The organism is Flavobacterium sp. DSR3-2 (genome assembly GCF_049896525.1).
Classification (GTDB): domain Bacteria; phylum Bacteroidota; class Bacteroidia; order Flavobacteriales; family Flavobacteriaceae; genus Flavobacterium.
In genome coordinates, this window is record NZ_JAFCUM010000001.1 from 268,461 (window position 1) to 280,368 (window position 11,908).

The 11,908-nt window shown below is 35.8% G+C and carries 12 protein-coding genes; 1 reads left to right on the forward strand and 11 read right to left on the reverse strand.

Annotated elements, in window-relative coordinates; all coding sequences use genetic code 11:
• Positions 1-125 precede the first annotated feature (125 nt).
• The 10 genes from nuoH to aspS form a co-directional block, all read right to left on the reverse strand.
• Positions 126-1,178: an NADH-quinone oxidoreductase subunit NuoH gene (nuoH, locus tag ACP7AV_RS01170; protein WP_426090429.1), complete on the reverse strand. Its 1,053-nt coding sequence runs from the start codon at positions 1,176-1,178 to the stop codon at positions 126-128.
• The gene (locus ACP7AV_RS01175) at positions 1,171-2,220 is read right to left on the reverse strand and encodes a 2Fe-2S iron-sulfur cluster-binding protein (RefSeq protein WP_426062652.1); all 1,050 of its coding nucleotides are present in this window, start codon (positions 2,218-2,220) and stop codon (positions 1,171-1,173) included. Before ACP7AV_RS01175 ends, nuoH begins: the two co-directional genes overlap by 8 nt.
• Positions 2,221-2,238: 18 nt before the next feature.
• Entirely contained in the window at positions 2,239-3,606 is a 1,368-nt protein-coding gene (nuoF, locus tag ACP7AV_RS01180; RefSeq protein WP_426090430.1) for an NADH-quinone oxidoreductase subunit NuoF, read from the reverse strand.
• A gap of 1 nt (position 3,607) precedes the next feature.
• Positions 3,608-4,138: a complex I 24 kDa subunit family protein gene (locus tag ACP7AV_RS01185; protein WP_426062650.1), complete on the reverse strand. Its 531-nt coding sequence runs from the start codon at positions 4,136-4,138 to the stop codon at positions 3,608-3,610.
• Between the two features lie 82 nt (positions 4,139-4,220).
• On the reverse strand, positions 4,221-5,459 hold the full coding sequence (locus ACP7AV_RS01190) for an NADH-quinone oxidoreductase subunit D (RefSeq protein WP_426062649.1): 1,239 nt from the start codon (positions 5,457-5,459) through the stop codon (positions 4,221-4,223).
• A 35-nt stretch (positions 5,460-5,494) separates the two neighbouring features.
• Complete coding sequence (locus ACP7AV_RS01195; RefSeq protein ID WP_426062648.1) at positions 5,495-6,016, reverse strand: NADH-quinone oxidoreductase subunit C; 522 nt, start codon at positions 6,014-6,016, stop codon at positions 5,495-5,497.
• Positions 6,017-6,019: 3 nt separating this feature from the next.
• On the reverse strand, positions 6,020-6,568 hold the full coding sequence (locus ACP7AV_RS01200) for an NADH-quinone oxidoreductase subunit B (RefSeq protein WP_091203184.1): 549 nt from the start codon (positions 6,566-6,568) through the stop codon (positions 6,020-6,022).
• Positions 6,569-6,643: 75 nt separating this feature from the next.
• Positions 6,644-7,009, reverse strand: a complete 366-nt coding sequence (locus ACP7AV_RS01205) for an NADH-quinone oxidoreductase subunit A (protein WP_426062647.1) — start codon at positions 7,007-7,009, stop codon at positions 6,644-6,646.
• Between the two features lie 290 nt (positions 7,010-7,299).
• A complete protein-coding gene (locus ACP7AV_RS01210; RefSeq protein ID WP_007137066.1) occupies positions 7,300-7,494 on the reverse strand; it encodes a cold-shock protein in 195 nt (64 codons plus the stop codon).
• Between the two features lie 132 nt (positions 7,495-7,626).
• Positions 7,627-9,372: an aspartate--tRNA ligase gene (aspS, locus tag ACP7AV_RS01215; protein ID WP_426090431.1), complete on the reverse strand. Its 1,746-nt coding sequence runs from the start codon at positions 9,370-9,372 to the stop codon at positions 7,627-7,629.
• 227 nt (positions 9,373-9,599) lie between these two features.
• Here aspS and ACP7AV_RS01220 point away from each other — a divergent pair, with 227 nt between their 5' ends.
• The gene (locus ACP7AV_RS01220; RefSeq protein ID WP_426090432.1) at positions 9,600-9,944 is read left to right on the forward strand and encodes a toxin-antitoxin system YwqK family antitoxin; all 345 of its coding nucleotides are present in this window, start codon (positions 9,600-9,602) and stop codon (positions 9,942-9,944) included.
• A 291-nt stretch (positions 9,945-10,235) separates the two neighbouring features.
• Here ACP7AV_RS01220 and ACP7AV_RS01225 read toward each other — a convergent pair whose 3' ends face one another.
• Positions 10,236-11,906, reverse strand: coding sequence for a sodium/sugar symporter (locus ACP7AV_RS01225; RefSeq protein ID WP_426090433.1), 1,671 nt, complete (start codon positions 11,904-11,906; stop codon positions 10,236-10,238).
• Positions 11,907-11,908 lie beyond the last annotated feature (2 nt).

Consider the following 11,908-nt stretch of genomic DNA (forward strand, 5'->3'; position numbering starts at 1 on the left):
TTATTTGAAGCTTAATCCTGCTATTCGTTTCAATCTTTTATCCTGAACTTGTTTCAGGATCCTGAAACAAGTTCAGGATAAAAGGATTTCCACTGCTATCAGGGCTAGGGCTTTTTCGGTACTAATTAAAATCCTAAATAAGTAGCAATTTCTGCTCTCAAAATCACAATTCCGGTGATGATAATATTAATGATCGCCAATGGAATTAGTATCCTCCAACCCAAATGCATCAATTGATCGTATCTGAATCTTGGAATAGTCCAACGAACCCACATGTAGAAAAATATGAATCCACACAATTTGATAAACAAAGCAACAAATCCTAAAAGATTGGCAATATTTACTCCCCAATTTTCAACAACCCAACTCATTCCAGGATAATTATAACCTCCAAAGAATAAAACTGCCAAAATCGTAGAAGAAATAAACATATTTGCATATTCAGCAAATAAATAGAATCCCATTTTCATCGATGAATATTCGGTGTGGTATCCTCCAATAAGTTCTGTCTCGCATTCCGCTAAGTCAAAAGGAGTTCTGTTTGATTCTGCGAAAGCACAAATTAAAAATATAATAAAAGACAACGGTTGGTAAAACACATTCCAATTCATTCCTGCTTGTTGTTCAGAGATCTCTCTTAAACTCAACGTTCCGGTCATCATCAGCAATGCGATTATGGACAATCCCATGGCAATTTCATACGACACCATTTGCGAAGCTGCCCGAACCGCACCAATTAATGAAAATTTATTGTTCGACGCCCAACCACCAATCATAATACCGTAAACACCTACCGAAACAACACCGAAAAAGTATAACAATCCAATGTTTAAATCCGTTGCTTGCAATAAAATATCTCTTCCAAACAAATGCAGCCTGTCTCCCCAAGGAATTACGGCACTCGTCATTAAAGCGGTACTCATAGCAATCGCCGGACCTACAAAAAATAAAAATCGGTTTGGCGTGTTTGGCTCAAATTCTTCTTTCGAAAATAATTTTAAACCATCGGCAAGCGGTTGAAACAATCCAAAAGGACCAGCTCTGTTGGGTCCAACACGATCTTGCAGCCAAGCGGCAATTTTTCGTTCAGCCCAAGTGGAGTACATTGCCATCAACATTGTCAAAGCAAAAACTGCAACAATAATGACACTTTTTTCTATGATAATAGTACTATCCATTATTACCCAAGCTTTTTTGATTAATAATGTCTTCTTCGGTCAATGGAATTTCGGCCATGCTTATTTTCTTACGGTCTTCTTCTCTACCTAAAAGGATATGATCTTCGGTTGCGATTTCTACTTTTTGTAACTTTCTGTTGTATTTATTTTGGTTGATCACCGAGTCTTTTTCGAATGCTCTCGGTCCTTCAATAGTCCAATCTGCAATCTCTTTGTGATCAAAACGACATCCATTACAAATAAATTCATCTACTTCATGGTACTCATCTTTTCTTCCGGTAACTCGTTGAATTTCGTCACCAAACATCCAAACGGTAGTTTTTCCAGAACAAGTAGGGCAATTTCTGTGCGCATTGTAAGGCTTACTGAACCAAACTCTAGATTTAAATCGAAACGTTTTGTCTGTCAAAGCGCCTACAGGACATACATCAATCATATTTCCAGAGAACTCATTATCAACCGCTTTTGAGATACAAGTCGAGATATTCGAATGATCTCCTCTATCCATTACTCCGTGCACACGATCGTCTGTCAATTGATCAGCCACCATCACACAACGGTAACAAAGAATACAACGGTTCATGTGCAATTGAATATTTGGACCAATATTTTCTGGCTCAAATGTTCTTTTTTCTTCAATAAAACGAGTTTCTGATTTCCCGTGCTCAAAGCTTAAATTTTGCAAATCACATTCCCCAGCTTGGTCACAAACCGGACAATCTAATGGGTGATTGATCAATAAAAATTCCGTTACTGATTTTCTGGCTTCGGTTACTCTTGGTGAAGATTTACTATTCACTTCCATTCCGTCCATACAACCTGTTACACAAGATGCCATTAATTTAGGCATTGGTCTTGGATCAGCTTCACTTCCTTTTGCAACTTCCACTAAACAACAACGGCATTTTCCACCGCTCCCTTTTAGTTTAGAATAATAGCACATTGCCGGGGGAACTACTTCTCCACCTATCATACGTGCTGCCTGCAGGATTGTTGTTCCTGGTTCTACTTCTATGCTTTGACCGTCTATGGTTACTTTCATTTTCTGAAATTCTTGACTTTATACGATTACTTTAGAAACTAAATGCTTTACTTTTTCAAAAGGTTCAGCAACAAAATGATCTCTATTTTTTATTTTTTCCGGGAAACGAATGTGGTATTCAAATTCTTCTCTAAAGTGACGAATTGCTGCTGCCACTGGCCAAGCTGCCGCGTCACCTAATGGACAAATTGTATTTCCTTCAATTTTGCTTTGAATGCTCAACAGCAAATCAATATCTTCTTCACGACCGTGACCATTTTCTATTCGGTGTAATACTTTTTCCATCCATCCGGTTCCTTCACGACAAGGAGAACATTGTCCACAACTTTCATGGTGGTAAAAACGAGAGAAATTCCAAGTATTACGTACGATGCAAGACGTATCATTGTAAACAATAAATCCACCTGATCCTAACATCGATCCTGTTGCAAATCCACCATCACTTAACGATTCGTAGGACATTAAACGATCTTCGCCAGCGGCAGTTTTGTAAATTAAATGGGCCGGTAAAACGGGAACAGAACTTCCTCCCGGCACAAAAGCTTTTAAAGGTCTATCCGAACTCATTCCTCCTAAATATTCATCAGAATTCATGAATTCGTAAACACTTAATCCCAATTCAATTTCATAAACTCCTGGGTTTTTAACATGCCCTGAAGCCGAAATTAATTTGGTTCCTGTAGAACGTCCAATACCAATTTTAGCATATTCCGCACCTGAATTATTCACAATCCATGGCACAGCGGCAATTGTTTCTACGTTATTCACAACCGTTGGATTTGACCAAAGTCCTGAAATAGCAGGAAATGGTGGCTTGATACGCGGATTTCCCCTTTTTCCTTCCAAGGATTCAATCAACGCAGTTTCCTCACCACAAATGTAAGCTCCGGCACCACAATGAACATAAAGTTCTAAATCGTAGCCTGAACCTAATATATTTTTACCCAAAAATCCAGCAGCTTTTGCTTCATTAATGGCTCTTTCTAATATTTTATAAACCCACATATATTCTCCACGAATGTAGATATATGAAAGGTTTGCACCCAATGCATAACTGGAGGTAATCATTCCCTCAATCAATAAATGAGGAATAAATTCCATCAAATAACGGTCTTTGAAAGTTCCCGGTTCTGATTCATCAGCATTACAAACTAAATGCCTAGGTTTTCCAGATTTTTTATCAATAAAACTCCATTTCATTCCGGCAGGAAAACCCGCTCCACCACGACCACGCAATCCTGAAGTTTTCACTTCTTCGACTACCTCGTCCGGTGTTAATGTTTTTAGGGCTTTTTCTAATGAAGCGTAACCCCCGTTTTGACGGTATACTTCATAGGTTTTAATTCCTGGGATATTTATTTTGTCTAATAATATTTTTTGTGACATGTTATTTATCGTGTAATATTATTGTATCGTTTTTGCAATCTTCAATTAACTGGTCGATTTTTGCTGCCGTCAAATGTTCTTTGTAAAAATCGCCTAACTGCATCATTGGAGCATAACCACAAGCACCTAAACACTCAACTCCTCTCACTTCAAACAGACCGTCTGGAGTACGTTCCCCCACTTTGACTCCCAGTTTTTCACAGGTATAATCCATTAAATCCTCTACTCCATTTAAACAACACGGAGAAGTTTGACAAAATTCAAACATGTATTTACCAATTGGTTTTTGATTGTACATCGTGTAAAACGAAACTACTTCGTAAACTTCAATCGGTTTTATCAAAAGAATTGCTGCTACTTTATTCATTAATTCGATACTCAACCAATTCTCGTGAGCATCTTGAACTTCATGTAAAACTGGCAATAATGCCGATTTTCTTTTGTCTTCAGGATAATGACTAATTAATTCATTGATGCGATTCATCAATGTTTCTGTCATATTTATTTCTTGTTTGTGATACGTTCTTTCCATTTTTATTTTTTTTGCCACGAAGGCACAAAGTCACAAAGTTTTATTTTAAAATCTGAAATTGATAATCAATAATCTGAAATCTTTATGCGTCTAACTCTCCGGCAATAACATTTAAACTTGACAAAATAACAATTGCATCCGACAGTAAAGCACCTTTTATCATTTCTGGATATGCCTGATAGTAAATAAAACAAGGTCTACGGAAATGTAATCTGTAAGGAGTACGACTACCATCAGTGACTAAGTAAAAACCTAATTCTCCGTTTCCACCTTCCACAGGATGGTAAATTTCAGCAACTGGAACTGGAACTTCTCCCATAACAATTTTAAAATGGTATATCAACGATTCCATACTCGTGTAAACATCTTCTTTTGGAGGAAGATAATAATCAGGAACATCTGCATGGAAGTCATTTCCTTCCGGCATTTTTGCCAATGCTTGACGAATGATACTCAAACTTTCCCAAACTTCGGCGTTACGAACACAAAAACGATCATACGTATCGCCCGATTTTCCAACAGGAATAATAAAATCAAAATCTTCGTACGAAGAATATGGTTGAGATACCCTTACATCATAATCCACGCCCGCAGCACGTAAATTTGGACCCGTAAATCCGTAAGCCATAGCTTGCTCAGCAGTTATAGCTCCTACATTTACCGTTCTGTCAATAAAAATTCTATTTCTTTCGAATAAGTTTTCAAATTCTTTCCAAGCTGCTGGAAATTCTTCTAAAAACACATCTAATTTTCTAAAAGCTTCCGGTGACCAATCTCTTTCGAAGCCACCAATTCTTCCCATGTTAGTAGTCAAACGCGCTCCACAAATTTCTTCGTAGATTTCATATACTTTTTCTCTAAATTGGAACACATATAAAAATCCGGTATATGCTCCGGTATCGACACCAAGAATCGAATTACAAATAATATGATCCGTAATTCTTGCCAATTCCATTACAATAACTCTTAAATATTGCGCTCTTTTTGGAACTTCAATATCCAATAATTTTTCTAATGTCATCCACCAACCCATATTGTTTATAGGTGACGAACAATAGTTCATTCTATCAGTAAGAGGTGTGATTTGGTAAAAAGGACGGTTTTCAGCAATTTTTTCGAAAGCTCTGTGAATATACCCAATGGTTGGTTCCGCTTCCAGAATTCTTTCTCCATCCATTAATAGGATATTTTGAAAAATACCATGTGTAGCTGGATGAGTAGGTCCTAAATTTAGGATCGAAAGCTCGCTTCCATCCTCATTTAGTTGTTCTTTTATTCTCTTAGCATAACGATGCTCCGGTGGTAATAATAGTTCTGACATTTATTTAATGTGAAAAATTATAATAGTGTGTGTTTTTAATAATTGTCGGTTGTTCTTCCAAAGAAACGGTCATCTTTATCAGTTCTTCCACTGTCTTCCATTGGAAATTCTTTTCGCATTGGAAAAGAAATCATTTCATCCATATTTAAAATACGTTTCAATTGTGGATGACCAATGAAGTTTATCCCATAAAAATCAAACGTTTCTCTTTCCATCCAATTTGAACTCAAGAAAATGTTTGATATTGTTTTAATTTCTGGATTTTCACCGTTAATAAAGGCCTTAATTTTAATCCTTTTGTTTTCGTACCAATTGTGCAAATGATACACTACTGCAAATTGATGATCTACATCATTGTCAGGATAATGAATCCCACATAAATCCGTTAAAAAATGAAAACGCAATGTTGAGTCGTTTTTCAAAAAAAGAATTACAGCCGTAATTTTATCGGCAGCGACTTCAAATGAAAATATATCTTTTTCCTGTTTGAATTCAAAAACTTCCGAATCGAATGTTTCGACTAATTTTTCTTGGATTTGTATTGTTTCTAGCGCCATTATTTATTTGATATTATATGAAGCCAATAATTCTTGATACTCCGGAGAACTTCTTCTTCGCACCGATTCATTTCTCACTAATTCCTGCAATTTCATAACACCATCAACAATTTGCTCTGGTCTTGGCGGACAACCAGGAACATATACATCAACCGGAATTACTTTATCGATTCCTTGCAAAACAGAATAGGTGTCAAAAATTCCACCTGAACAAGCACAAGCTCCAACCGCGATTACCCAACGAGGTTCTGACATTTGTTCGTAAACCTGCCGTAAAATTGGCGCCATTTTTTTCGAAATCGTCCCCATAACCATTAGCATGTCAGCTTGACGAGGAGAAAAACTTACTCTTTCTGAACCAAAACGTGCCAAATCATAATGCGAAGCCATCGTTGCCATAAACTCAATACCACAACAAGAAGTCGCAAAAGGTAATGGCCACAATGAATTTGCACGAGCCAATCCTACAACATCATTCAGTTTTGTGGCGAAGAAACCTTCCCCAACAACTCCTTCGGGAGGGGCAACCATATTTATATTTGAATCACTCATTTTTTATTATTTACCATTATAAAATTTGAATCATAAATTATTTGCTATTTACAACTCAACATTTAAAATAAATTTTTACTCCCACTCTAACGCTTTCTTTTTGATAATGTAGAAAAAACCCACCAAAAGCAAAAGCATAAAAATGACCATTTTGACCATTCCTTCGATACCCAATTCCTTGAAATTAACAGCCCATGGATATAAGAAAATCACCTCAACATCGAACAAAACAAATAAGATGGCAACGAGAAAATATTTTACTGAAAAAGGAATTCTTGCATTTCCAACAGATTCGATACCACATTCAAAGTTTCTATCTTTAACTTCAGAGGATCTTTTGGGTCCTAATTTTGATGAAATCAATATAGTTCCTACAACAAATCCTACAGCTAGAATAAACTGCATTAAAATTGGAATATAATTTAATTGATCGGATTGCATACTGTGTTTTTTTTGAATGAAAATGAGGTACAAAGATAACTTTCAAATTATTAAATAACAATTAAATCTTAAAAATACATGCCAACTATAACGATGTAAATTTACAATTTTTATTAATTATAAATAAGGCAGTCCCATTATATTAAGATGTGTTTAACGTTTTAGAAATTCCGCAATTTGGAATTTGGAGTATAATTTATTGGCACCTGGAGGGAAATAACAAAAAAGCGTTCCGATAAAAATCGGAACGCTTTAAACATTCGTAGGCAAAAAAAATATTTTTTTTATGCTTAGATCACTGCTACTTTCGCAGCAACTTTTCCTTTTCTTCCTTCTTCTTCTTCATAGCTAACTCTGTCACCTTCGCGCAATTCTTCCGCGTTGATTCCTGATGCATGAACAAAAATGTCTTTTCCTGTTTCTTCGTCTGTAATGAATCCGTAACCTTTAGATTCATTGAAAAATTTAACTGTACCTGTACGCATTGTAATAGTAATAATAATTTATAATGAAGCAAATGTAATATTTAATATAATACGAAAGACGTTCTTCTCTTTTTATTTTGCAAAAATATTGATATTCAACGTTTTCTAACATATTATGACGACAAACTACAATTAAGCTAGTTTTATATGCAGTTCTTTTAACTGTGATTCGTCAATTATTGATGGCGCATCTATCATAACATCTCTTCCCGAATTGTTTTTTGGGAACGCAATATAGTCCCTAATTGTTTCTCTTCCTCCCAAAATGGCAACCAATCTATCCAATCCAAAGGCTAAACCTCCGTGTGGTGGCGCACCAAACTGGAATGCATCCATTAAGAATCCAAACTGCGCCTTAGCTTCTTCTTCAGTAAAACCTAAATATTTGAACATCAATTGTTGTGTCGCTTTGTCGTGAATACGAATTGATCCACCGCCAATTTCATTTCCATTCAAGACCATATCATATGCATTCGCACGAACTTTGCCCGGATCAGTTTCCAATAAGTGCATGTCTTCCGGTTTTGGAGATGTAAACGGATGATGCATGGCATGGTATCGGCCGCTTTCTTCGTCAAACTCCAATAAAGGAAAATCAACTACCCAAAGCGGTGCAAATTCGGCTGGATTCCGCAATCCTAAACGAGTCGCTAATTCCATACGTAATGCACTCAACTGTGTCCGTGTTTTATCGGCTGGACCAGAAAGCACAAAAATCATTTCTCCAGGTTTTGCACCTGTGATTTTTGCCCATTGAGTTAAATCGTCTTGATCGTAGAATTTATCCACCGATGATTTATAGCTTCCGTCATCATTGCATTTTACATAAACCATTCCGCTTGCGCCAACTTGTGGGCGTTTTACCCATTCAATAAGTCCGTCAATTTCTTTTCGGGTGTAGTTTCCAGTTCCTGGAACTGCAATTCCCACCACTAATTCGGCAGCGTTGAAAACCGGAAATTCTTTATGTTTCGCTACTTCATTCAACTCGCCAAATTCCATTCCGAAACGAATGTCCGGTTTATCATTCCCGTAAGTTTTCATTGCATAATCGTAGGTAATTCTTGGAAATTTATCTACTTCAATACCGTTTATTTCTTTTAATAAATGTCTGGTCAGTCCTTCGAAAACATTTAAAATATCTTCTTGTTCGACAAAAGCCATTTCACAATCGATTTGTGTAAACTCCGGCTGTCTGTCTGCACGTAAATCTTCGTCACGGAAACATTTTACGATTTGGAAATATTTATCCATTCCGCCCACCATCAATAATTGTTTAAAAGTCTGAGGCGATTGTGGCAATGCATAAAACTGTCCTTCATTCATTCGGGAAGGCACTACGAAATCTCTGGCTCCCTCTGGAGTTGATTTAATTAGGTAAGGTGTTTCTACTTCACAAAAATCCAAATCAGAAAGATATTTTCTAACTTCCATTGCTACTTTATGGCGAAAAAGTAAACTGTTTTTCACAGGATTCCTTCTAATGTCGAGGTAACGGTATTTCATTCGGATGTCTTCTCCACCATCGGTTTCATCTTCAATCGTAAATGGAGGCGTCAAAGCAGCATTTAAAACACTTAGCTCTGTCACTAAAATTTCGATATCACCGGTTGCCATATTTTTATTTTTGGCTTCACGCTCAATAACGGTTCCTTTTACTTGAATTACAAATTCACGACCGAGTGTTTTGGCCAGTTCAAAAACGGATTTTTCAGAACGACTTTCGTCAAAAATTAATTGTGTGATTCCATAACGATCGCGCAAATCGACCCAATTCATAAAACCTTTATCGCGTGATTTTTGAACCCATCCCGCAAGGGTAACTTCTGTATTAATATGAGTGGCATTTAATTCGCCACAATTATGACTTCTATACATGATTCAAATTTTAGATTATTTTCTCCTTTGGAGACGGGTGCAAATTTAGGACTAATTATGAATAATGAATTGAGAAATAAGAAATTTTAGTAATTGGTTTTTTGGCAAACATTATAACCAATGTTAAATTTTATTCTAATGTTATTAAATTGTTAAGTAAAAGTTTTTTTATTGTAAAATGTTTTATACATTTGTTAAGCTAATATGAATTTAAAAAACCAAACAATATGAAAAAATATATAATATTAACCGCATTGCTTTTTTCAGGAATAGCATTCGCTCAAGAAAATAACCCAAAATTAGAAGCTGTAGGTAAATTAGTTAAAACTACTTACTACTTTGAAAATGGAAAAATACAACAAGAAGGTTTCTTTAAAAATGGAAAACTGGAGGGGGTTTGGACTTCATACGATATGAATGGAAACAAACAATCTGTTGCTACCTATAAAAATGGAGAAAAAACTGGAAAATGGTTATTTTGGAATGGTAACAACCTAAGTGAAGTAGATTATTCCAACAGTAGAATTGCTTCTGTAAAAACTTGGAAACAAGATGCATTAGTGAATAACTAAATAAAATTCAAATATCATACAAAGCTTTCGTTAATTCGAAAGCTTTTTTTGTGCCTTATGTTTTTTATTTTGCCTTCACATTAAAGTTTTGTCGCATACAATAAAAATGATTTACGAAAAAGACTATTTGCAAACACATATTTTTCTTCAAAAAACATGAATCAGGTATTAAAAAAACTTTACACACATCTAAATTACTGGAACCAATTTTCTTCGTACCTTATTATTAAATAAAAAAGCGATGAATTCAATATAATTGAACCCATCGCTTTTTTTATTTTAGGCTGTTTTCTACCAAAAGATCGTATAGAAAGCAGCAATAATTGAAAGTACAATCAACATCCCGACAGTAAAACCTGGTGACATTTTAAACATAGTACGGTCAATTTCAAGACCATTTGTTTTAACGCCTCTAGCTGTTTCGTACATACTTATGCTGTACATTCCGATTACGCAAATCAAGAATACAAATCCCATTCGGTCAATAAAAGGAATTTCATAAACACCATCAGCATTTGGTACTGAAAAACCAGTCGCATGAAGGAACGATAAGTCAACAAATGCTGGCATAAATTTGAAAAGGATAGATAACATAAATCCACCAATTGTAGCAAACAAAGCCGCATTAGAAGTTGTTTTTTTCCAAAAGAAGCCTAAAATAAACATAGCGAAAACTCCCGGACTTACAAATCCCGTATATTCCTGAATGTATTGAAATCCTCCTTTTTTATCAATTCCTAGAAAAGGCGCCACTACAACTGCAATTAATATCGCCACCACAATTACTTTTTTGCCCACATTAACTAATTTTTTTTCATCGGCATCTACATTTAGTTTTGTTTTATAAATATCCAACGTAAAAATAGTAGCGATACTATTCGCTTTTCCAGCCAATGACGCTACAATCGCCGCAGTCAATGCAGCAAACGAAAGCCCTTTTAAACCCACCGGAAGCAAGTTTAGCAAAACGGGATACGCCCGATCAGGATTTACAGTACCGTCTTGTAACATTTCGGTTCCAAAATGTCCGTTCTGATACAATACAAAAGCCGCAATTCCCGGCAAAACAACAATTACAGGCATTAACAATTTTAAGAAAGCAGCAAACAAAATTCCATTTCTGGCCGTTTTTAAATCAGCTCCCAATGCACGTTGCGTAATGTATTGGTTGCAGCCCCAATAATTTAAATTGATGATTAGCATTCCTCCTATCAAAACTGACAATCCTGGCAAATCCATATAATTAGGATTTGTTTTTTCAAAAATCATGTGGAAATGATCGTTTGCTTGTGTCGTCATCAAATTAAAACCGTTTATCACTCCCGTAGATCCAAATTCTTCTGCAACTAAATTCAACGCTAAATAAGTAGTTACTAATCCACCCAAAATCAAAAAGAAAACTTGAATCACATCCGTATACCCAATCACTTTCATTCCGCCCAGCGTAATCATTACCGCAAAAAACGCCAAGAAAATCATACACAAAGTAATGTCCAAACCTGAGATGCTGCTTATCGCCAAAGCGCCCAAATACAATATAGAAGTAAGATTGACCAAAACATACAACAGCAACCAAAATACAGCCATAATCATGGCAACATTACTGTTATACCTTTGATTCAGGTATTGCGGCATGGTAAAAATTTTATTTTTCAAGTACACAGGAATAAAGAAAATAGCAACAATAATCAAGGTAAAAGCAGACATCCATTCGTAAGTGGCGATCGCTAATCCCATTTTAAAACCGCTGCCGCTCATTCCTATAAATTGCTCCGCACTAATATTACTGGCAATTAATGATGCGCCTATTGCCCACCAAGTAAGTGATCCTTCGGCTAAGAAATAATCTTTACTACTCGTTTCTTCTTTCTTTTTCCTTTTATAAATCCATATTCCATAACCGACAATCAGGATGAAATAACATAAAAAGACAATATAATCTTGGACTGCTAAAGTTTGCATTG

Excerpts from the sequence above, each read along its gene's own strand:
- nuoH (WP_426090429.1), bottom strand. The coding sequence starts at position 1,178 with ATGGATAGTACTATTATCATAGAAAAAAGTGTCATTATTGTTGCAGTT.
- ACP7AV_RS01175 (WP_426062652.1), bottom strand. The coding sequence starts at position 2,220 with ATGAAAGTAACCATAGACGGTCAAAGCATAGAAGTAGAACCAGGAACA.
- nuoF (WP_426090430.1), bottom strand. The coding sequence starts at position 3,606 with ATGTCACAAAAAATATTATTAGACAAAATAAATATCCCAGGAATTAAA.
- ACP7AV_RS01185 (WP_426062650.1), bottom strand. The coding sequence starts at position 4,138 with ATGGAAAGAACGTATCACAAACAAGAAATAAATATGACAGAAACATTG.
- ACP7AV_RS01190 (WP_426062649.1), bottom strand. The coding sequence starts at position 5,459 with ATGTCAGAACTATTATTACCACCGGAGCATCGTTATGCTAAGAGAATA.
- ACP7AV_RS01195 (WP_426062648.1), bottom strand. The coding sequence starts at position 6,016 with ATGGCGCTAGAAACAATACAAATCCAAGAAAAATTAGTCGAAACATTC.
- ACP7AV_RS01200 (WP_091203184.1), bottom strand. The coding sequence starts at position 6,568 with ATGAGTGATTCAAATATAAATATGGTTGCCCCTCCCGAAGGAGTTGTT.
- ACP7AV_RS01205 (WP_426062647.1), bottom strand. The coding sequence starts at position 7,009 with ATGCAATCCGATCAATTAAATTATATTCCAATTTTAATGCAGTTTATT.
- ACP7AV_RS01210 (WP_007137066.1), bottom strand. The coding sequence starts at position 7,494 with ATGCGTACAGGTACAGTTAAATTTTTCAATGAATCTAAAGGTTACGGA.
- aspS (WP_426090431.1), bottom strand. The coding sequence starts at position 9,372 with ATGTATAGAAGTCATAATTGTGGCGAATTAAATGCCACTCATATTAAT.
- ACP7AV_RS01220 (WP_426090432.1), top strand. The coding sequence starts at position 9,600 with ATGAAAAAATATATAATATTAACCGCATTGCTTTTTTCAGGAATAGCA.
- ACP7AV_RS01225 (WP_426090433.1), bottom strand. The coding sequence starts at position 11,906 with ATGCAAACTTTAGCAGTCCAAGATTATATTGTCTTTTTATGTTATTTC.